14 protein-coding genes are annotated in these 22008 nt (G+C 66.5%); 8 read left to right on the top strand and 6 right to left on the bottom strand.

Annotated features, from left to right (window positions below):
* The first annotated feature begins 18 nt into the window (after positions 1-18).
* Together ACLQ2Q_RS19045 and ACLQ2Q_RS19040 are read left to right on the top strand one after the other, a co-directional pair.
* Complete coding sequence (locus ACLQ2Q_RS19045; RefSeq protein WP_425822814.1) at positions 19-372, top strand: carboxymuconolactone decarboxylase family protein; 354 nt, start codon at positions 19-21, stop codon at positions 370-372.
* A complete protein-coding gene (locus tag ACLQ2Q_RS19040; RefSeq protein WP_425822812.1) occupies positions 369-1568 on the top strand; it encodes an MFS transporter in 1200 nt (399 codons plus the stop codon). The genes ACLQ2Q_RS19045 and ACLQ2Q_RS19040 overlap by 4 nt, the downstream gene beginning before the upstream one ends.
* A gap of 903 nt (positions 1569-2471) precedes the next feature.
* Here the strand turns inward: ACLQ2Q_RS19040 and ACLQ2Q_RS19035 are convergent.
* The 3 genes from ACLQ2Q_RS19035 to ACLQ2Q_RS19025 form a co-directional block, all read right to left on the bottom strand.
* Positions 2472-3599, bottom strand: coding sequence for a PQQ-dependent sugar dehydrogenase (locus ACLQ2Q_RS19035; protein WP_425822810.1), 1128 nt, complete (start codon positions 3597-3599; stop codon positions 2472-2474).
* A gap of 50 nt (positions 3600-3649) precedes the next feature.
* A complete protein-coding gene (locus ACLQ2Q_RS19030; RefSeq protein WP_425822808.1) occupies positions 3650-4315 on the bottom strand; it encodes an SDR family NAD(P)-dependent oxidoreductase in 666 nt (221 codons plus the stop codon).
* 161 nt (positions 4316-4476) lie between these two features.
* Positions 4477-5496: a zinc-dependent alcohol dehydrogenase family protein gene (locus ACLQ2Q_RS19025; protein WP_425822805.1), complete on the bottom strand. Its 1020-nt coding sequence runs from the start codon at positions 5494-5496 to the stop codon at positions 4477-4479.
* A gap of 202 nt (positions 5497-5698) precedes the next feature.
* Here ACLQ2Q_RS19025 and ACLQ2Q_RS19020 point away from each other — a divergent pair, with 202 nt between their 5' ends.
* The 5 genes from ACLQ2Q_RS19020 to ACLQ2Q_RS19000 all read left to right on the top strand — a co-directional run bounded on the left by ACLQ2Q_RS19020 (position 5699) and on the right by ACLQ2Q_RS19000 (position 14274).
* Positions 5699-6715, top strand: coding sequence for an aldo/keto reductase family protein (locus tag ACLQ2Q_RS19020; protein WP_425822803.1), 1017 nt, complete (start codon positions 5699-5701; stop codon positions 6713-6715).
* Between the two features lie 281 nt (positions 6716-6996).
* Entirely contained in the window at positions 6997-7908 is a 912-nt protein-coding gene (locus tag ACLQ2Q_RS19015; protein WP_425822801.1) for a helix-turn-helix transcriptional regulator, read from the top strand.
* 699 nt (positions 7909-8607) lie between these two features.
* Positions 8608-9423 carry an IclR family transcriptional regulator gene (locus tag ACLQ2Q_RS19010; protein WP_425822799.1) on the top strand — a complete coding sequence of 272 codons (816 nt, stop codon included), beginning with the start codon at positions 8608-8610 and terminating at the stop codon, positions 9421-9423.
* Between the two features lie 318 nt (positions 9424-9741).
* Positions 9742-12600, top strand: a complete 2859-nt coding sequence (locus tag ACLQ2Q_RS19005; protein ID WP_425822797.1) for a glycoside hydrolase family 3 protein — start codon at positions 9742-9744, stop codon at positions 12598-12600.
* A 132-nt stretch (positions 12601-12732) separates the two neighbouring features.
* The gene (locus ACLQ2Q_RS19000) at positions 12733-14274 is read left to right on the top strand and encodes a glycoside hydrolase family 30 protein (RefSeq protein WP_425822795.1); all 1542 of its coding nucleotides are present in this window, start codon (positions 12733-12735) and stop codon (positions 14272-14274) included.
* Between the two features lie 75 nt (positions 14275-14349).
* On the opposite strand, the gene ACLQ2Q_RS18995 is transcribed toward ACLQ2Q_RS19000, so the two are convergent.
* The 3 genes from ACLQ2Q_RS18995 to ACLQ2Q_RS18985 all read right to left on the bottom strand — a co-directional run bounded on the left by ACLQ2Q_RS18995 (position 14350) and on the right by ACLQ2Q_RS18985 (position 20399).
* Positions 14350-15624, bottom strand: a complete 1275-nt coding sequence (locus ACLQ2Q_RS18995) for an RICIN domain-containing protein (protein WP_425822793.1) — start codon at positions 15622-15624, stop codon at positions 14350-14352.
* A 122-nt stretch (positions 15625-15746) separates the two neighbouring features.
* Positions 15747-16475: a helix-turn-helix domain-containing protein gene (locus ACLQ2Q_RS18990; protein WP_425822791.1), complete on the bottom strand. Its 729-nt coding sequence runs from the start codon at positions 16473-16475 to the stop codon at positions 15747-15749.
* Positions 16476-16592: 117 nt separating this feature from the next.
* Positions 16593-20399, bottom strand: coding sequence for a glycoside hydrolase family 3 N-terminal domain-containing protein (locus ACLQ2Q_RS18985; RefSeq protein WP_425822789.1), 3807 nt, complete (start codon positions 20397-20399; stop codon positions 16593-16595).
* A gap of 290 nt (positions 20400-20689) precedes the next feature.
* Here ACLQ2Q_RS18985 and ACLQ2Q_RS18980 point away from each other — a divergent pair, with 290 nt between their 5' ends.
* Entirely contained in the window at positions 20690-21883 is a 1194-nt protein-coding gene (locus ACLQ2Q_RS18980) for an ROK family protein (RefSeq protein ID WP_425822787.1), read from the top strand.
* Positions 21884-22008 lie beyond the last annotated feature (125 nt).

The raw sequence follows: 22008 nt of genomic DNA, 5'->3' as shown, positions 1-22008 counted from the left end.
TCTCGAATCGAGGACCCCATGACCGACTCCCCCCGGCAGGTCGGCGGTGGGCGCGCCGGCATCGGCGACATCGCCCCGAAACTCGCCGCGCTGACCGACGACGTGCTCTTCGACGATGTCTGGAACCGCCCCGAACTGAACCCTCGCGACCGCAGCCTGATCACGATTGCTGCACTCATCCGCAGCGGCGACGCAGCACAGCTCAGCTTCCACGCGGGCCGCGCCTTGCAGAACGGCGTGACCGAAGCCGAGCTGATCGAAACCGCCACGCACCTCGCGTTCTATGCGGGCTGGCCCAAGGCCATGACGGCGATCGGGGTTTTGAGGGACGTCTTGGGTGCGGCATCCACTTCATCGGATGCGACCACATGAGCACCGCCACCGCCGACAATCCCGTGGTTCGTGATTCGGGCCATGGTCGGATGCCCGTACTGGCACTCGTCTCTCTTGCGCTGATCGGGTTCATCCTCGTGGCGATCGAGACGATGCCCGCGGGGCTCCTTCCCGACATCGCCGCACGCATGGCAACCAGCGAGGGAACAGTTGGTCTGTTCGTCAGCGCGTACGCGCTGGGCACCGTGATCGTCACTGTGCCTGCGATCTCACTCACTCGAGGGTTCCGCCGCAAGCCGCTCCTGCTGATCAGCGTCAGTGGTCTGATCCTGTCCAACGCGCTCACGGCCGCGGCTCCCGACGTCGCCGCGGCGTTGGTCTCCCGATTCGTTGCAGGGTCCTTCGCGGGGATCATCTGGGGGATGCTGGCCGCCTATGCCATCCGGATCAGCCCGCCCGCCCGATCGGGTCTGGCCCTGTCGATCATGTCGATCGGGGCGCCCCTCGGCTTCGCGTTCGGAACGCCGCTTGGCGCGTTCATCGGCGGACTCACCGACTGGCGCTGGTCGTTCGCCGGCCTGAGCCTGCTCGCTGTCATAGTAGGGCTGATCATCCTCGTCTCGGTGCCTGACGCCCCGGGGTTGCCGGCGGCGACACGCCTTCCTCTGCTCGAGGTGTTTCGACTGCGAGGGGTGCTGATCGCGCTGATCGTCATCGGCGTCTGGATGCTCGCCCACAGCACCATCTACACCTACGTCGCCCCGTACCTGCGCGCGACATCGACCGGCATCAGCCCCGACCTGATGCTGCTCGTCTACGGGGTCGCGTCACTGGCCGGTGTCGGAATTACGGGTGTCTTCCTCGATCGGCATCCGCGGCCACTGCTCCACCTCTCGGCGGCCGCCTTCACCGGCGCAGGCGTGATCCTGCTCGTCGGGCACGCCTGGACCGCCGCGATCCTCCTCGCAGCCCTGCTGTGGGGGGTGAGCTTCGGTGGAATGTCCGCACAGCTGCAGAACGCGCTCACCCACGCCGGCGGAGACAACGCAGACGTCGCCAACTCGTTCCTGCCCGTGGCGTTCAATCTGGCGATCTTCGGCTCGGGAGTTCTCGGAGCTGTGCTGCTCACCGCGTTCGACGCACTGATCCTCCCCGCCGCCATGACAATTCTCGGTCTGCTTGCACTCGCCCTCACCCTCTACGGGCGCCGCACCGCGTTCGCGGCCCGACACTGAACCGAACCGACCCCGGTCAACGGAGAGGGAAGACACCCACGCGGGGGACGCTGATGTACGTGGCCGGGAACGTCTGGACGAGAACGTCCCCGAATCGAGGCTCGGAGAACCCACCGAAGCTCGCGGACGCGTCACAGCCGCCTGTATCTGCGGCAACAACCTGCATTCCCACCACTCGATGATCCGTGACCGGGGGCCCGCCCGCATGGGGGTACGAATCACCGGCATCTTCGAGACACCGACTCCGCCCTTATCAACGTGAAGAGAAGCAACCCGGACGTTGCTGCCTTCGCGATTTCGGACGTCACCTGCTAGTACTGCCGCCAAGGCCCGCAGACCTCTACGTGCACAGCCGATTCTGGGACACCGAGCTCTCCTAGAGGGAGGACGGGCCGAGGTGATGGTCGTGCCCCTGGACCGACGGCACCCTCGCGAGACTGTCGTACCAGCCGACTCGGCCTGAGCCTGTCCGTGGATACCCCTCCGACGTGTTCGGCACCGGCCACGCTGCCCTCCACGGGGCGGAACTTGGGATCGATCGTGAGACTTTGTGCGCCGACGGACCCGTCGGCCTGCTCGGGCCCTCGACGCGTCCGGGGAGGCGTCGGGCCCGTCAACGACGGCCGGCACCAGTTCGGCTGAGGCTAGGTGAACCGTCGAGGTGGAACCGGTCGAGACTTGCCCGCTCTGATGTCGCAAGTCCCGGGAAGAACCTGACGAGCCGCACGGTGACGCCGGACGCCAGGCGATCCGGCCATTGAGATCAACCAGGCGGACGTCGGGACGTTGCAGCCCTTCAGGAGCTAAGCATGCAATCGTCGCTCACTACTCGGTTGTGTCGCTGCCCACGGACCTGGCATCTTCCCTGGTCTGTTCGGACGTGGCGGCAGGGACCCTAGAGCGTCAGCCTCGGTTCAAGGGGACGGAGAGTAGACGATCGTCGCCGTCGCGTGGGCCGGTGCCGTAGCCGTCGGTGTTGCTCGTGAGGAACCAGAGGCTGCCGTCGGGGGCATGCGTGACGTGGCGGATGCGGCCGTAGGTGCCGGTGTAATGGTCGGTGGCATCGCTTGGGCTGGCTACGGGCACAGCGCGGAGGGTCTGGCCGCGGAGATTGGCGATGAAGATCGTGCCGTCGACGACGGCGATGCCGCTGGGGCTGGCCTCATCCGGTGTCCACTGCTGAACGGGGTCGATGTAGCTGGGATCGCCGGCGATGCCCTCGACGATCGGCCAGCCATAATTGCCACCAGCCCTGATGATGTTCAGTTCATCCCACGTGTCCTGCCCGAACTCAGCCGCGAACATAGTGCCGTCTTCCGCCCAGGCGATGCCTTGCGGATTGCGGTGCCCAAAGCTGTAGACGAGCGAGCCTGCGAACGGGTTGTCGTCGGGCGCAGCGCCCTCGGGCGTCATCCGGAGGATCTTTCCCGCAAGGCTCGCCGGGTCCTGCGACTCGTCTCGGTTTCCGGCGTCTCCGGTGGTGGCGTAGAGCATCCCGTCGGGCCCGAACGCGATCCGTCCGCCGTCGTGGTAGCTGGCCGCGGGGATGCCGTTCAAGATGGTCTCTCCCGAGCCGAGCGCGAGGGTTCCGGGAGTGCCGGCCACGGCGAAGCGCTGGATGCGGTTTCCGTCCGGGCCCGTGGAGTAGACGTAGAGGCGCTGCTCGTCATCGACCGCGATACCGAGTAGCCCCGATTCTCCGCGTTGTACGACGTCCGAGATCGTCCCCACAACCCGAGTAGTGCTGCCGGTCAGTTCGAGGATGTTGCCGGTGTCACGCTCACTGATGAGGGCTGTCTGACCGAAGAAGGCTACCGACCAGGGGGTGAGCAAGCCCGTCGTCAGGGCGGCGGGGTCGCCGGTCGGTTGCACTTGTGCGGCAGCCGGGCTCGTCGGGGCAGGCGCAGCGGTTGCCGGCGCCGGTTCAGGGCTGCGCGTTCGCTGCCCTTGCGGTTCGGCACCGCATGCGGCGAGAAACATCGCGGCGGTCGCGAGGAGAGCCGCGAGCGGGCGGGCATTGTGCTTGGTCATGGCGTGAGAATCTCCGGTCGAATCCTTCAGGGCAGCGTGGCAGCCACTTCTCAGGCGTCGAGACTGTCCGCGTAGCGGCGGAAGTCCCCTTTCTGTGTGTGCATGTCCCAGAGCAGCCCGGCGAGGATGTCGGGGGCGTGGGTGGCGTCGCCGGGGGTGATGCCGCGGGGGATGATCAGTTGCCCGACATGGATGCCGTCGATCGCCAGGGTGTCGTGCAGCATCTGCCCGTAGGCGCTCTGGGCTGCGAACGCGACGGACGTGCCGGCGTACTCCGGGTTGGGCCGAACGGCGCTGCCGCCATTGACGAACAGGATGCTGCCGCGACCGAGGAAGCGCATCCCCTGCAGCACCTGGTGTGCTGCAGTCACCGGGGCGTAGACGGAGAACTCCACGGCACCGGCGAGATCTTCCGGGGTGGTCTCCAGCACGGGTCGGAGGAACTCCTTCTGTGGCAGCGGGTTGTAGGTGAGCACCTCGATCGGGCCGAGATCCTGCGTTGCCTGGTCGAGAGCGGCGCGGAGGCTGGTGGTGTCGCGGACATTGGCTGTGTACCCGCGGGCGGTGATGCCGGTGCCGGCGAGTCCGTCTGCCAGTTCGTCCAGGCGGCTCCGACTGCGGGCGATGAGGGCGACGGCGTGCCCTTCGGCGCCGAAACGGCGCGCGATCGCGGTGCCGAGTCCCGGGCCGGCGCCGATGATGGCGATGGTGTTCACGAGGGGTATCCGTTCATTCGGTCCGACGAGATCGTGCGGAGTTCGCCTGGAATCGTTCCGGCGTGTATTCGTCGGTCGGCGGGAGTGGCTCGATCTGCATAGAAAACTCCTCCGAGGGAGGGGGCGGCCGGATTCGGGAAACCCGGCCGCCCGGTCGATGGTCAGATGGTGAGGAGCACCTTGGTGGCGCGGCGTTCGTCCATGGCCTTGTAGCCCTCCGCGGCGTCCTCTAGCGGAAGCGCGAGGTCAAACACCGCGCCGGGGTTGATCTTGCGGTCCCAGATCAGCTGGATGAACTCGGGCAGGAACCGGCGCACCGGGGCGGGTCCTCCGTGCAAGTGCACGCCGGAGAAGAACAGCTCCAGCCCGTCTAGGGACACATCGTGGGAAACCCCAACGAATCCGACATGGCCGCCAGGACGCGCGGATCGGATTGCCTGCTCCATTGCTGCCTGGGTGCCGACGGCCTCGATCACGGAATGTGCACCGACCCCACCGGTCAGCTCCTTGATCTTCGCCACGCCCTCGTCGCCACGCTCTTCGACGATGTCGGTCGCGCCGAATTCTCGGGCGAGGGCTTGGCGGTCAGCGTGCCGGGACATCGCGATGATGCGCTCTGCACCGAGCTCGCGGGCCGCGAGGACACCGAGGAGCCCGACAGCGCCGTCGCCGACTACTACGACGGTCTTCCCGGGTCCAGCTTCGGCCGCGACAGCGGCGAACCATCCGGTGCCAAGCACGTCCGATGCGGCAAGCAGCGATGGAATGAGGTCCGCGTCAGGCTGACCCGGCGTGGCGACGAGGGTGCCGTCGGCCTGCGGAATGCGGGCGTACTCGGCCTGGGTGCCGATCGTGCCCATCAGGGTGCGGTGCACGCAGTGCGATTGGTAGCCGGCCCGGCAGATGTCGCAGGTGTTGTCGGAGGTGAAGAACGACCCGACGACGAAGTCGCCCACCTTGATCCTGTTCACGTCCGCACCGATCTCGGTAACGACACCGACGTACTCGTGCCCCATCGGCGCGTCCTCGACAGGCTCGGCGCCACGGTAGGGCCACAAGTCCGAGCCGCAGATACAGGACGCCGCCAGTTTGATGATGGCATCGGTTGGTTCGAGGATCGTTGGCTTCTCCCGCTCCTCTACCCGGACGTCGCGGGGGGCGTACATGATGACTCCACGCATCGGTGGTGTCCTTCCTCGTTGAGATCGGGAGATCCGGACCACGCCGAGCAACGCTCTGCTTGCAGCGCGGGCACGCCGGATCGGGGACGCATGAATTCAGCTTCGCTCGCCTCTCACGTGCGCGGGAGTCCCTGATAAGGGGTGTACCAACAGGGAACCCCTGATCGGCGACGATGCCGCCGTGCCGCTCTAGTGTGGCGTGATGGTCAACTACCGCTATCTCGGAAACAGTGGACTCAAAGTCTCAGAGATCACTTACGGCAACTGGATCACGCACGCGTCGCAGATCGAGAACGATGCCGCGATCGCGACGGTGCATCGAGCGCTCGATCTCGGGATCACCAGCTTCGATACCGCTGACGTCTATGCGAACACCGCTGCCGAAGAGGTGCTCGGCGAGGCGCTCAAGGGACAGCGGCGTGAGTCGCTCGAGATCTTCACAAAGGTTTACTGGCCGATCGGGCCGCAGGGCCCGAATGATCAGGGGCTCAGTCGCAAGCACATCCTGGACGGCATCAACGGATCGCTCCGCCGTCTCGGGGTCGATTACATCGACCTGTACCAGGCGCACCGCTACGATCACGAGACGCCCCTCGAAGAGACGATGCAGGCCTTCGCCGACATCGTCCGCCAGGGCAAGGCGCTCTACATCGGCGTCTCCGAGTGGACCGCCGAGCAGATACGCGCCGGGCACGCGCTGTCGAAGGAGCTCGGCTTCCAGCTCGTCTCGAACCAGCCTCAGTACTCGGCGCTGTGGCGCGTGATCGAGGAGAAGGTCATTCCGACGTCGGAGGAGCTCGGGATTTCGCAGATCGTCTGGTCGCCTATGGCACAGGGTGTGCTGAGTGGCAAATACCTGCCGGGTCAGCCCCTGCCTGAAGGGTCGCGCGCGACCGACGACAAGAGCGGCGCCGACTTCATCAAGGGCTTCCTCCGCGACGACGTGCTGGCGGCGGTGCAGAAGCTGAGGCCGGTCGCCGAACAGGCCGGCCTGACTCTGCCGCAGCTCGCGATCGCGTGGGTGTTGCAGAACCCGAACGTCTCGGCAGCGCTCGTGGGCGCGTCTCGTCCGGAGCAGCTCGACGACACCGTCAAGGCGTCCGGCGTCATTCTTGAGTCCGACGCGATGACCGCCATCGACGAAGCCCTGGCGGGTGTCGCCGAGACGGACCCCGCCAAGACGGACGAAGCATCGCTGAAGGGGCGGCCGACCGGCTGACTCCGACCCGGACCGATCTCAGCGCATGCGGCAGCCGGAGTGCATGGATGTGGCGTTGAGTGGTGATCTCGCATAGAGGAGTCCGTCCTGGGCACGGAAGACGGTAGGGGCTGGCCGATCCCACAGGGCGACATCGACCCCGCAGACCCTACGGCGGCGGATACGCGCGCCGCCGGTTCGTTGATGCCGTCTCTACCTGAGCCAACCCGCGACGGCTGGATGGGCGAGGGGTGTTCTGACAGGGTGTCCCTCATTCTTCGGTCCGGTTCTAACCTCGGTTCATGGACAACCGAGCTGAAGTGCGTGAGTTCTTGATGACCCGGCGTGCCCGACTCATGCCCGAAGCCGCTGGGATCACGGCCGGCGGGAATCGCCGCGTCGCCGGCCTCCGTCGCACTGAGGTCGCCGGCCTCGCTGGGGTGAGTGTCGAGTATTACGCGAAGCTCGAGCGCGGCGCGATCGCCGGTGCGTCGGCGTCCGTGCTGGATGCGGTGGCTCGGGCCCTGCAGTTGGACGAGACCGAGACCGCGCACCTGCTCGATTTGGCACGCACCGCCGACGGAATCCCTACCAGCGGCCGCCCGCGTCGCCGAAGCGGCAAATCGGCGGCCTCACGCCCGAGCCTGCAGTGGGCTCTCGCGTCGATCACCGATGGCATCGCTTTCGTCCGCGATCCACGCCAGAATCTTCTGGCCGCGAACGACCTCGGCCGCGCGTTCTACTCCCCGGTGATCGGCGATGGCGGCCGCACACCGAATCTCGCACGGTTCCAGTTTCTCGACCCGGCCGCCCGGGAGTTCTACCCGGATTGGGAGAAATTCGCCGAGATGTGCGTCGCGGTCATGCGCGCCGAAGCAGGCCGCGACCCACACGATAAGGCATTGCAGGACCTCGTCGGGGAACTGTCCACCCGCAGCGACCACTTCCGCACCCTGTGGGCCGCGCACAACGTCCGCACCCACGGGGCAGGGACGAAACGGTTTCAGCATCCGATCGTCGGGGAGCTGGTCCTCGCCTACGAGGAGCTCGCGATCACCGCCGAGCGCGGAAACGTCATGCTGATCTATACCGCCGAACCCGGTTCTGCTTCGGCCGAAAGGCTGCGACTACTCGCGTCGTGGAGCGCGGAGCACCCACCCGAAATACTCGCCGACGACGAGGACCTCCCGGTGTCCGGCAGCATAGAGGGGTAATGGATGGGCCTCTGGGGACGCCCGAATGACAGCCGCGCTTGCCGCCATCGACGACGTCCACATCGACGCTTTCCGGGGGGATGGCGTCACGACAGGCACACTGACGTGGCTGGGGCCGCGGCGGTGTCAGTCTTGCCAGCCGGCCCCCGCAGGTCACCTTCGTCTTCCTCCGCCACGTCGCGACACCTCCCACCGACCGGTCCTGCTCAATCGCGCGAGACCGAGCGCGCTGGAAGTGGTGCAGCGCCGACGGGTTCGTTGAGGCGCCGAACCCGCATAGATGGTCGTCGTCGCTGGCATTACGCGCATCGACTTCTAGTACCGCACCGACCTCATCCACTGTGAGAGACACTCCAGGAATCACCAAGGGCCCTCTCACGGACTCCATGAAGCGTGAAACGCCGGGGGCGGTCGTCGGGCAGGGCGGTTGCTGCACCTCCACCGTGGGGAGTGACTGCTGACGGCACTCCGTTCCGTCCGGGCGGTTGGGGTGCTCTGCTGGTACACCCCTCAGGAGAGACTCCCTCCCCGAATGATGGCGTGGTGCTCTGGAGGGGAGCTGATCGTTCCTTAACCGGATCACATGAGCTCGGCCCCCTGCCCGCCAGGCTCTTCCTGCGCCCCTTCAGAGATCCACCATGAACCGCTTCCGCCTCACCGCTCGGTCCCAGACTTGGCGAACACCGTCAAGGCGCTCACGTGCAACTGGTTAACGGCGTACATCAGGCGGGGCAGGTGCTCCACCTCTTCAGTGCCAGCGCGCCCGAGTGGGGGGCAGCCGACGTCGGCCGGGCTCTTGGGCTCTCACGGTCTCACGCCCACCGGCTGCTGTCCACGCTCGCGGAGATCGGCCTATTGGAGCGCAGCGGGCCAGGCGGTCGCTTTCGCCTGAGTTGGGCCTGTTTCGGGTATGGCAGTGTGCTCCGCGAGTCTGATCCACTCGTGGTTGCGGGAGTGCCGATCCTTCGAGAGCTCCGGACGATGCACGGACTCGACCCGATGCTTGCGGTCTGGCGCCGGGGCGCAGTGTTCAGCCTGGAGCCCGCAGCGACGCCCACCGTCACCCGGCTGGAGTTTGCAGACTGCCCGGCGGTCGGGCTCGTCCTCATCTCTGATCTACCCGACGATGAGCTGGAGGCACTGGTCGCGTCGGCTACGCCGACCACTGAACTTCCGACCCAGCGAGAACTCCGTGACGCGGTTCGACACATCAGGAACGGAGGGGTCCTGAGGACTTTACCGACGAATGATCGCAATCGTCGATGGCTGGTCGCACCAGTTGTGACGGGCGAGAGCATCGTCGCGGCCCTAGGGGTATGCACGCAACGGGAGAACTTCCCCGAGGGCCAGAGTGACCTCATCGTCTTGAAGCGGGCAGCCGCATCACTGACTCGGGCGCTGCAGCGCAACCCAGCGCACGCTCGCATCCACCTACCCGGACCGGAAACAACGGCGCCCGAGCCAAGCCCGCTGGTCGCGGCGGCCGAGCCGCCGCCGCCCTCAGCGCGCACCTGAACCCACTCTCGAGCCTGCCACTCGAGGAGCTCTCGGCGGCCGGCCTGCGTTCGCCGTCCCAAATACGGTGACAAGCCTCGCCGCGGCCTTGACTGCCGTGCTCTAATCGTGCACCCGGGTTTCTCAGGTGACGCACGGGAAGTTCACAGGCAGTGTAGGGCCAGCGATGGCACAGATGGCAAAGGAGTCACACTCATGCATTCAGGACAAACCCGTAGGAGGATGCGGGCAGGCGGGATGGTCGCCGCATTGGCGGTTGCCATCTCGGCGATCGCTCTCGCTCCACCGGCCTCCGCTGATGAGCACGATCGACCGTGGATGGATACTTCGCTGTCGCCGGACCAGCGGGCACAGCTGCTTCTCGCCGAGATGACGGTCGACGAGAAGATCGAACTGATGAGCAGCAATCAGGAGTTCGGGACCTACGCGTTTTATAACGGGCCGATCGAGCGGCTCGGAATTCCTGCGTTGAGGATGCAGGACTCCGCGTCCGGCATCCACGCGCACGGCTGGCAGTCGACGAACACTGGCGAGCAGGCGACGGCGTTCCCCTCGGCGCAGGCACTGGGTGCCACGTGGTCCCGTGAGACGACGGAGCGTTATGCCGCGCAGGTGGCGGAGGAGACCCGGGCCTCGGGAGCGAACGTGCTGTTGAGCCCGGTCGGCGATATTCTGCGCAATCCGTATTGGGGCCGTATCAATGAGAGCCCCAGCGAAGACCCGATCCAGACGGGCCACTACCTGACGGACTTCACCGAAGTGCTCCAGGACAACGACGTCATCGCCACGCTGAAGCACTACTTCGCGTACACCCAGGAGACCAACCGCAACCGCGGCGGCAACATGATCGCCTCCGAGCGGGCGTTGCGTGAGGTCTACGCGCTCCCCTACGAGGCCGCGATCGCCGATGCCGACCCTGGCGCGATCATGTGCTCGTACAACAAGATCAACGGCGACTACGGCTGCGAGAACCCGCACACTCTGCGCGGATACCTCGACAAGTTCGGCTTCACCGGGTTTGTGGACACGGACTACGGCGCCGGGCACACCACTCAGGGCGCGCTCGACGCGGGCGTGGACATGGAGACCGGCAACAAGGACGTCTACTCCCAGCACCTGACCGAGGCATTCCAGAACGGTGAAGTCTCCGAGGCGCGTCTGGATGAGTCGGTCCTGAACATCCTCCGTACGATGTTCCGGCTGAACGTGTTCGACAACCCGGCCGAGCCAGGCGCGATCGATGTCGAAGAGGGCAGCCGGGTCGCCCAGGCCGTGCAAGAGCAGGCGATCACGCTGCTCAAGAACGAGGGCGACGCACTGCCGCTCACGGGCGACGCCAAGAAGATCGCCGTGATCGGTGCGGACGCTGACCACAATGCGATCGGTGGCGGCACCCCGTTCGTTCTGGCGACAGAGAAGACCACACCGCTGGATGGAATCACCGAGCGCGCAGAGGCGGCGGGCGCAACCGTGGAGTGGGTAGAGGGCAACGACCCGGCCAACGGCGCGAACATGCTGGAGACCCGCGACATGACTGCGGTCCCGTCGTCGGTCCTCACGCCGCTGAGCGGTGAGGGGAACGGCCTGAACGCTTCGTTCTGGCGGAACAACAGCCTCGAGGGTGCCCCGGACGAGCAGCGCATCGCACGGCAGGTGAACTACGACGTGGGCATCCTAAGCACGCTGGATGCCCCAGGACCGTCGCAGGTCCCGCCGCCGCCGGTGGACTGCGCCACCTGCCCCGGCTCCGCGGTCTACGAGGGTTACATCACCGCCCCGGCGACTGGAGCGTATTCTCTGTCCCTGACCGGTCTGGGAGATGCGACGCTGGAGCTGGACGGCGAGCAGGTGCTCTTCATGGACGGCGCGGAGGGAACGCTTCCCTTGGTCGAGACACCGGTCCTGAACTGGGTCGCGGGCGAGTCGCACAGCATCCGCGTCACCTTCCAGGGCAACGCCCGTTACGAGATCCTCAACGACGGCACAGCTCTACTGCAGTGGAGGACGCCGGAGGGCGCCCTGTCGCCGGGGATCCAGGAGGCCGTGGAAGCCGCGAGGAACAGCGACGTGGCCATCGTCTACGCCTACACGATCGAGGGCGAGTCCCACGACCGGGTGTCGCTGAAGCTGCCGCAGAGCGGTGACCAGCTCATCGAAGCCGTCGCCGCAGTCAACCCGAACACCATCGTGGTGCTCGCCACCGCCGGAACGGTCACCATGCCGTGGCTGGACGACGTCGAAGGCGTCGTGCAGACCTACTTCGGTGGACAGCAGCAGGGTGCGGCGCTCGGCCGGGTGCTGTGGGGGGATGTGAACCCATCAGGAAAGCTGACGATCACCTACCCCACCAGCGAGGACACGGTGCTCCCGAGCGTTCGGCCTCCGTACGAGAACTCCACCAATGACGTGGATGTCGAGTACACCGAGGACATCGCCGTCGGCTACAAGGAGTACGAGACCGCGGGCATCACCCCGCTGTTCCCCTTCGGCTACGGCCTGTCGTACACGTCATTCGAGTACAGCGGACTCCAGGTCCCGGAGAGCGTGCCCCTCGAGGCGGTGGAGGACACGCCGATCGACGTGAACTTCACGATCGCCAACACCGGTGCTACAGACGGTGACGAGGTCGCGCAGGTCTACCTCGGGCTTCCGGAATCGACCGGTGAGCCGAAGCGACTCGTGGGGTACACCCGCGTGAGCACCGAGGCAGGCAGCTCGACGGACGTGAGCATCCAGATCGATCCGGGCGCGTCCACGCACCCGCTCGGTTACTTCGACACGCCCAGCGACAGCTGGAAGATCGCGCCCGGGACCTACTCGGTCTACGTCGGTGGATCATCCAGCGATGCCGCACTGCAGGGCACCTTCACGGTGGAGCCCGAAGCGCAGAAGGTGGACGCCGTTGTCGTAGGGGTGCCCCGGCCGGTACTCGGCAACTCGCGGACGGACTTCGCTCTCTGGGTGTACGTCCGGCCGCTGGCCGGAGGTGTTGTCGCCGAGGGTGAGGTGACGGTGCAGGTCAACGGGCAGACCTTCGATGGCACACTGCGGAACGGGCGAGTGCTTGTCAGGCTCGGACGGCTGCCCGTCGGTGTCAACCCGGTCGTGATCGACTACGCCGGGAGCGATACCGTGAACGCCGCGTCGGGACGGTCGGTCGTTGTGGTGAGGCGATGATGTCCTGACCGCATAGGGTGCGGATGCCACGGCCGTCTTGGGGCCGTGGCATCCGTTCGTTCAGGCACACCCGACAGTCATCCGGCGACAGCTCGGATCGCATGGAGTCGGAATACGAGAAAGTTGGTTGACATGCAGCGGCAACAGCGTCGACGAATCCTGGCGCGCCGGCGCCACCTCACGGCGCTGGTGGCGGCGGCGATCATGCTCGGCCTGGTCGCGTGCACCGCACCTCCCGCCAGCGAGAACGACACTCCGTCCACACCATCGACTCCGGCCGACCCGTCGGTGCAAGCATGGGTGACTGCGGCCGAGGGCGACCTCCGTCTGGCACCGCTGACTCCCGCGGAGACTGGCGAACCGACGGATGTCGTCACCGCGGATCCGAACAGTGGGCGCCAACGCGTCGAAGGCTTCGGCGCAGCCCTCACCCACTCGTCTGCTGACCTCCTCGCAGGGATGCCGGCCGCATCGCGCGATGCCCTCCTGCGAGAGCTGTTCGATCCGGACGGCGACGTCCGGCTGAACGTGCTCCGCGTACCGTTCGGCGGCACAGACTTCGTCTCGCAGCCGGCGTACACGTACAACGACATCCCGCCGGGTGAGGAGGACTGGGATCTCGCGCGCTTCAGTACCGGGGCGGACGAAACTTCGCTGCGCCCTCTGTTACGTCAGATTCTCACCATCTCGCCTGATCTGCAGATCATCGCGTCCCCGTGGAGTCCGCCTGCCTGGCTCAAAGACTCCGGCTCCCTGGTGGGAGGTCGCCTCCGCGACGATGACCGCGTCTACGACACCTACGCAAGGTATCTCGTGAGGGCACTGCAGGAGTACGCTGCCGCCGGGGTTCAGATCCGTTACCTCACGGTCCAGAACGAGCCGCAGGCGCGCTACCCGGGCGGCTACCCCGGCACCGATATGCCGGTGGCCGACCAGATCCGACTCATCGAGGTGCTCGGACCCATGCTGGCGGAGAGCGGGCTCGAGGTCGACGTCCTCGCGTATGACCACAACTGGTCGTTGCACCCGGCAGACGCCGCTGCGGGTCCTGGCGGGGCACCGGAGACCGAGTATCCAGCCGATGTTCTGGCAAGCTCAGCGGGCGAGTGGGTCGGCGGCGTGGCGTACCACTGCTATTCGGGCGACGCGTCGCGACAGTCTTCTCTGCACGACCAGTTCCCGAGCACCCCGATCTTTATCACCGAATGCTCTGGCTCCCACGCCCCCGACGACACCCCAGAGGCGATCTTCGGCAACACTCTGGCGTGGCAGGCTCGCAACCTTCTCCTCGCGTCGCTGGGGAATTGGGCGAGCACCGTGCTCACCTGGAACCTCGCATTGGATCCTTCCGGCGGACCGCACATCGGTGGTTGTGAAACCTGCACAGGGGTCGTGACGGTGGATGACGCGGGTGCCGTCACACGCAATGCGGAGTTCTACGTGCTCGCTCACGCCAGCAGATTCATTCCTCGGGGTTCCATCGCGCTGAACACGGCGGAGGAGGGCGACTCGCCGCTCAGCCACACCGGCTTCCGAACGCCCTCGGGCGCGCTGGTGGTGCTCTTGTACAACGACTCGCCGGAGTCCCGTACGACGAGGGTGAGCGTGGGATCTACCGATACGCTGCTCGAAGTCCCGGGAAGGGCCCTTGTGACGCTCGAAATACGTGAGTAGCCCAACACCCGTACGAGTCTGACTTGGTGGTGGAGTGCGTCCCAGAAGTGAGCCGGCTCTGCTGGTGAGTGCCCTTCAGAGGATGGCGTTCAGGCGGCCGGCGATCTCATCGGGGCCTGCGCCCAGCCGCACCGCAGCGGCGATCGCGCAGTACCGGTGTGTGACATCCTTCTCGGTGCGGTCCCGTGTCAACGTGATGGTGTACGACGGGATTGTGGTGGCGTCGCCGCCCGCGGCTCCGTAGGCGGTTACCTCCCGGAGCTCCAGTTGCACCGAGCTGCACGTCGCCGACACGCCCGTCACCGCCGAATGCATCGCCCCGTCGGAGACGTGCATGCCGTGCCGACCCTCGACGGTGCCCTGAGTGGCTCCGTCGAGGAACAGCTGACCGGACTCCACGCTGGCGCGGTCCGAACGTATCGTTCCCGTGAACGCGGCTGGACCGTACCGCCAGTCCGCCGGCGATCGCGCGCCGTCGCGGGGCGACCAGACCGGCCCGGCCCACCGCTGGTTCTCGCCGGCGAAGCAGTCCCAGATCTGCAGCTGCGTGCCATTCTCGGCGCGCCAGTCCGTGACGTCGAGGCACTTGCCCGAGCTCGGGTTCAGAATCGTCCCATCGGCGTGGAAGTTCCACACCTGGGCGGCCGTCCCATTGCACGTATACAGCTGCACGCGGGTGCCGTTCGCGGAGCCGGCGCCTGCGACGTCGAGGCACTTATCGAGCGACCGCACCGTGCCATCCGCAGGACGCGACCAGGGCTGTGCCCCTCTGCTGTTGCAGGAGATCAACTGCGCCGCCACTCCGTCAGTTCCACGTACGTCTGCCACACCCAGGCACAGTCCCCCGAGCCCGACCATGGTTCCAGAGGCGACCGGGAACGTGAAGCGCTGCGTTTCACCCTGACCACAGGAGCGGATGCCGAGCTCGGAGGTGGACGTGGCAGTGATGCAGCCGCTGCGGGCAGAGCTGACCAGCTGGTCGTCTTGGCCTATCCAGCGTTGGACGCGACCGCCATCGCACGTCTTCAGCTGCACGAGGTACCCGAAACCGCCATACGTGCTGGCGTCGAGGCACTTGCCCAGAGCCCGAACAGTCCCGTCCGCTAACGGCTGCCATGTCTGGGCAGCCGTGCCGTTGCACTCGTACAGCTGCACCGGCGTCCCGTCGGCCGTTCCGGCGCCAGCCACATCGAGACAGAGCCCACCCGGGCCCCGCACGACGCCCGCCGCGGGTGAATCGGCCGTAACGGCGGCGACGACGGTACCCGCAGCAAGCGGAACGGCAGCCGCGAGCGCGATAACTAGCGTCGCAAGAGCCAGCGGTATTCGCCGGAAGATGGCACGAGGCAATTCGAACCCTGTCGTCCTCCGAGCGGCTGACGAGGGAATACCTGCGAATACCTTCGATGATTCCTTCAATGCACGCCCAATCGATTTGGAGACTCTGCCAAAAGTGTAAAAATGCCGGGGGGCTAGGCCGCGCTAGGCCGGTCGCGATGCAACGACGTGGTCAGCGCCGCGGCTGCCTTCTTCAATGCCGTTGCCGCGCTCTCCCCATCGGAGCAGCGAGCGTTGCGGGTGTACACGCCCAGGGCGGCGACGATCCTGTCGTCGTCCATGATCGGCGTGGCCAGCCATCCCCCATCGACATCCCCTGGCTCGGGGCGAGCGAGTAAGCCGCCCTCGCGGACTTCCCGGATCATCTCGTTGAGCTCTGCGGGCGGGGGAAACCACGCAGCGTTCGGATCGGATGCGAGGTGCGTCGCGAGTTCATCCTCTGCCAGGCCCGCGATCAGGACGACGCTGAGAGCGATACAGACGGAGCGCTGGCGGTGAACCGCCGTTTGTGTCGCATCGGGAGAGAAGCCGTGCATGGCGCCACCGCGCCAGACGGCCAGCATTGTCTCCAACCCGTATCTCGCCCGGATTTGGCGCAAGATGGGAACACTCGACGCAATGAGCGGGTCCGTGGCGCGAATGACTCCGCCGTAATGGAACCACGTCCAACTCAGGCGAAAACGTCCACTGGACTCGACACGATCCAACAGACCGATTTCGGCCAGCGTGGAAAGCAATCGATGGGCGTGCGCTCGCGACATCGCAAGACGTCTCCCGACATCAGCTGCGCCCCATTCCCAATCGCCCTTGGTGAAGAGGTCCAAGACCTGCCCCGCGTGATGCACCCCACTGATCAATTGCATCTTGCACCTCCTGGGCTCGCGTTCGCTCTGCGGCATTTGGGTTGCTCATTGGGAAGTTTTGCAGCGGGATGTTAGCCCCCGCGAGCCGTCGCGGTCGAGGGGGTTGCCCCCGCATCTTTAGTTCGCAGCATTGTCGGCTTCCAGCCCCCAGCCATACGCGAACAGCGGGTCATAGACGGCGTCACCGATGTTGATCGGAACCTGATCGGCTGAACGCGGCCACGACACGGGGAGCTTGCCGGTGAAGGGCTCGTCTCCGAACAACACGTCCGCGACGCCTCCTCCTTCGCTGCCGGGTAGGAAGGATGCGATGAGGGCGTCGATGTCGGCGAGCTGATCGGTGATGATCTGTGGCCGCCCCGATACGACCAGCACGACGCATTTCATTGCGCCGCACACCTTGTCGATCGCGGTCTGGTCGGCGGCATCCAGTTCGAGGCTGTTGCCGTTGTTCCCCACGTCCCCGACGCCTTCCGCGTAGGGCGACTCGCCCACGACGACGATCCCGGTGTCGGAACCGCTCATGGGGGCCGAGGCGTCCTCACTGTAGGTGATGTTCGCACCGGGCGCGGCGCTGCGGATCCCCTCGAGAATGGTGGTGCCCGTGGTGGTGTCGCCGGAACTTCCCTGCCAGGAGATCGACCAGCCGCCCATCTGGTGCCCGAGATCGTCCGCATTGGAGCCGGCGACATAGAACGAGCCCTGCTTGGCCAGCGGGAGCGTGGAATCGTTCTTCAGCAGTACCTGCGATTGCGCGACTGCCTGGCGGGCGACCGCCCGGTGCTCGGCTGACCCGATGGTGGCCTGCAGAGACCGGTCTGAAAAGGGCCGCTCGAACAGACCGAGCTCGAACTTCTGGCTGAGGATGCGGCGGACGGCGTCATCCACCCGGCTTACCTCGATCGTGCCGGCCTCAACTCCCGAAGTGATGGATGTGATGAGCTCGGTGAAGTTGTACGGAGCCATCCCCATGTCCATCCCGGAATTGACCGACCTGCGCACCTTGTCGGCGTAGTCGCTCCCCGGGAGTTGGTCGATGCCCTCCCAGTCGCTGATCAGGAATCCATCGAATCCCAGGTCTTGTTTCAGCACCTGGGTGTTCAGCTGCGTGTGCTCGTGCATCTGCACTGGGCCGTCGCCGAGGTCCACACTCGAGTACGAGGGCATGATCGAGCCGACACCCGCGTCGATCGCTGGAATGTAGGGGTCGATGAAAAGCCGGGAGAATTCCTCGAGGGAGGGGGAGTGCGTGACGCCCCGGTCGATGGGATACCCGTCCCCGATCAGCGACGGGTCATAGCGGGTTCCGCCATCGCCGGCCCAGTGCTTCGCCGTGGCGAGCACCTCGTCTGCGTCGCTCTTGCCTGGGTCGGCGCCTTGCAGGCCGACGGTGTTCGCGGCCGCGAAGGACTTCACCAGCTCAGGGTCCTCGCCGAAAGACTCGTATGAGCGTCCCCAGCGTTCGTCGCGGGTGATGCACAGGCACGGCGCGAAGGTCCAGTTCACTCCGGTCGCGCGGGTCTCCGCGGCGGTCGCCTCCGCGATGCGCTGGACGAGGGCAGGGTCGCGGGTCGCGCCGAGCCCGATGTTGTGCGGGAAGATCGTCGCGCCGAGCAGGTTGCTGTGCCCGTGCACGGCATCGACTCCGTAGAGGAGAGGGATCTGCAGCCCGGTGGACAGCGCCTGCCGCTGGAACCCGTCGATCATGTCGGCCCACGCCTGCGGGGTGTTCCCTTCCGGGACGCTGCCGCCGCCGGAGAGGATCGACCCCAGGCCGAGTCCGGCGATCTGCTGCGGGCTTTCCAGGCCGAGCCGTTCGGCCTGCGCCATCTGCCCGGCCTTCTGCGGAAGCGTCATCCGCGACAGCAGGTCCTCGACCCGCTCCGCGGTCGCAAGCGCGGGGTCGAGGTAGGGCAGGTCGTGGGCGTTGATCACGACCCGCGGCTGCTCCTCCGGCAACTGCGCTCCCGGGGCGGTGAGAGCGATCGGGATGCTCCGCGCCTCGTCCCCACCCGCCACCGGGAGGGTCTGCACCGTGATCGGCTGGGAGGTGCCGGATGCGGCACCGGCCGGGAACGTGATGGACCCGGCGAAGTCGGCGTAGTGCTCGCCGGCGACGGCGGTCGCGCCCGCCCCGGTCGTGTAGTTCACGGTGACATCCGCGGGAAGCGGCTGCCCGGTCGCGGTCGTCACGGTCAGGGCGATCGATGCCGTGTCTCCTGGGTCGACGAGGTAGACCTCCTGATCGGTGGTGACCGCGTAGTCGGCTGCGACCGCAGGGGTGCCGTAGAGCTGCACGTCGTCGATCGCGAACCGCACGGCGGAGGGCTTTCCGGTGGGCAGGGTGAGCCCGAATCCCCACGCGGTCGTGAGGTCGAGGGTGCCGTTGCGGGTGTCGCCGGATCCGGGCTGGTAGTCCGCGAGGGAGAACTCGGTGAACGGCAGCTCGACCAGCTTCCACCGCGATGTGGAGCTGCCCCAGTTGTCCCGGAACGTGGCAGTCCACCGCTCCGTACGCTCCCCGTCCGACCCGCCGTCCTTCACCTCGACGGTGACCAGGTCGCCGGCGGTGGGTGAGGCCGGGTTGCTGGCCTGCGATGCGTACCACCAGAACCGGAGACCGCGGTACGAGCTCCAATCCTGCGCGGCGGCCAGGTTGTCGCTGAACCCGCCGTAACCGTCGGAGGGGATGGATGCCGAACCGGACAGTACCCGGTTCTCCTCATCACCGCCGCGACTCTGAACCTCAGTGCCGAGGGTAACCATGGCGCCGTCGGAGAACCACGGGAAGTACCCCACCGGGTTCGAACGAGACCCGATCGGCAGGTCTCCCTCGAAGTCGTCCAGGGTGGTGGCGCGTTCGAAGAGTGCGAACCGGTCGAACCCGAACGTGCCGGCTCCCAGGCCCGTCAGCGTCACCGCGAACCCTGTCGACGCGCGGGGATCGAATCGCACCGGCGACGTCGGGTCGCCCTTCACCCGCAAGTCGGCGAACAGCACGGGAACCAGGCGCCACCCTGCCGTGTCATCGACCACGGTCCCGTCGAACAGTTGCCCGGCGTTCTTCAGCTCGTACGAAAAGGAGCGGCCTGAGCCCGAGCCCAGGAACCAGAACTGGAACCCGTCCCACTCCGACCAGTCCTGGGCACCCGTGTCATTGGTGAACCCGAAGTAGTCGTTGGCCCCGATATCCCCCGCCACCGACGCGACCAACACCGAGTTGCCCTCCTCAGAGGAGGGCACGGAGTCGTCGACGGTCGTGGAGAGCTGCGGCTGCAGACCCGGCGCGCTGGACCAGGAGAAGTAGTCCGCGGGCGCTCCGGCACCGAACTCTTCGAGCACCTCCACCGCACCGGCCCCGGCCGGCGGCACATCCGGCGCCGGCGTGCCGTAGACCTCGAAGCTGTACAGCGAGTACCCGTACCAGTGCGACGAGCCCGGCTCCCAGTCCACCGGCGCACGCTCGCTCATCACCACACGGATAGCTGAGGCCGACGTCGGCTGCGAAAGCACGATCCGATCCAGGCCACCATCACCTGCCGTCTCCGCGTGCACGGTGCGCCATGTCGGCACCGCCGCACTCGCCGACACCTGGACCTCATACGACACCGCGTACGCCGCTTCCCACGCGAGATCAACCCGCGAAATGATCGACGGGTCGGCCAACTCCGATGTCAGGGTCGCCGTGAACTCCTCGACCGCGTCGGGCCCTTTCGCGCTCGCCCAGCGGGTCGTCGCGTTCCCGTCAATCGCATTCGTCGCCGGGTAGGTTCCGTCGCTGTCGGCTTGCGTGGACGATGCCGTGACCGTCCCCACACGCGCGAGGTCGGCGTCATCCGCCGACACGGGCGAAACGGCGCCGAATGCCAACGCAAGCGCCAGCGCCGACGCGACACCCGCCCGCAGGGAGAATCGAGGAATCATCTTGCTCTGCCTTCTTCGTTGAACGGGAGACGGATACGACGGCGCAGGCCGATCGTGTCGACGCGCCGGCTCTGCTGGCTAGGTTCGACCTCCCGCCCGAGCGCAGCCGGGAGAGCGAGTCGGACGTCCAGCGCCGCAGCAGTGTCTGCAGTCGATCATGCACTCTGCCCAACTCTGAGCAAAAGATAACTTGTATAACGGTTTGATAACGCCAATTCTGGGCAAATTGACCGGCTGATACTTTGTCTTAGGCCCAGCGGGCCGATCTAGACGGAAGGTGCCGCGGACGCATGAGTGATGCTAGGTCGCCACTGTCGGTGAGCCCAGACGGATCCAGCGAGCCTGGCCGAGTAAGCCGGCGCTCGAGACAAGCCATCGTCGATGCCATCGCCGACCGTGGACCGGCGACTCGGTTGCACCTGATCGACCGCACCGCCTTGTCCCGAGCGACCATCACCGCGGCCGTCAATGAGCTCTTAGCAGAGGGCACACTTCTGGAGACGCACCCACGCAGTTCGCATGCAAGAGGCCGCCAACCCGCCCACCTGATTCTTTCTGCACCGCCGGGACTGGTCTGCGGGATAGATCTCGGGCACCACCACATCGCGGTCGCCGTGTGTCCAGACGCTACCGACCTCACCGCGCATGAATGGATATCGACCGAAGTCGACTCCGATCCAAGCCAGGCACTCTCGACCGCCATGGCTCTAGCGACACGACTTCTCGCAGACCCCAGCGACAGCCGCCCTTTGCTCGCCATCAGCGCCATCGTTCCGCAGCCTGTGAGCAAGGCTGACGGACGGGTGGTTCCCACGCCCTTCCTCACGAGTTGGCACGGTCTCGATGTCGCCGGACGCCTGCGAGCGGAATTCGGAGTGCCGACCGCGATCGAGAACGACGCGAATGCCGGAGCCATCGCGGAAGCCGGCGACCACGAGAAGACCACAGTATTCGTGAAAGTCAGCACCGGCGTCGGGGCAGGCGTCGTCATAGGCGGCGCACTGGTTCGCGGGTACGGAGGCCAGGCCGGCGAGATCGGTCACCTCGTCGTCAAGGCGGATGGTCAGCTCTGCGGATGTGGAAACCGCGGATGCCTGGAGACGCTGGCATCCGTGCCGGCAATCTTGCGCGCCCTCGAACCGGTCCACGGACGGCTCGAGGAGTCCGACTTGGCCCGCCTCCTGGCCTCGGGAGACACCGCCAGCGCTCGCGCCATGCACGACGCCGGCGAGGCCGTCGGCACTGCCCTCGCTCCCATCGTGGCGGCCCTGCAGGCCCAAGACGTCGTCATCGGCGGTCCGCTCGAGGTTCCCATGGAAAGCCTGGTGAGAGGCGTCCGCGCACGAGTGGAGAGCCTGGTGCACCCGCAGGTCATCCAGCACCTGTCCATCCGGGCGGGAACACACGGGCCACTGGCACCCTTGGTGGGAGCTATGAAGATCGCAGAGGCGACGGCGCGCACGCGCGCCCGACGCCCGGATTAGTCTGTCCGCAGGCATCGCCTCTGAGGGAGTCCGCGAGGCGCCTGCGGCCTACTCACCTGGCGCAAACCACGTCCCATTCGGCCCCTTGGAGTGGCCGCCACGGTACGCCGCGATCGGTCGTCTTG

The sequence above is a fragment of the Microbacterium sp. DT81.1 genome, from assembly GCF_049844955.1.
Taxonomy (GTDB): domain Bacteria; phylum Actinomycetota; class Actinomycetes; order Actinomycetales; family Microbacteriaceae; genus Microbacterium.
This window is presented reverse-complemented; position numbering and strand designations above follow the sequence as displayed.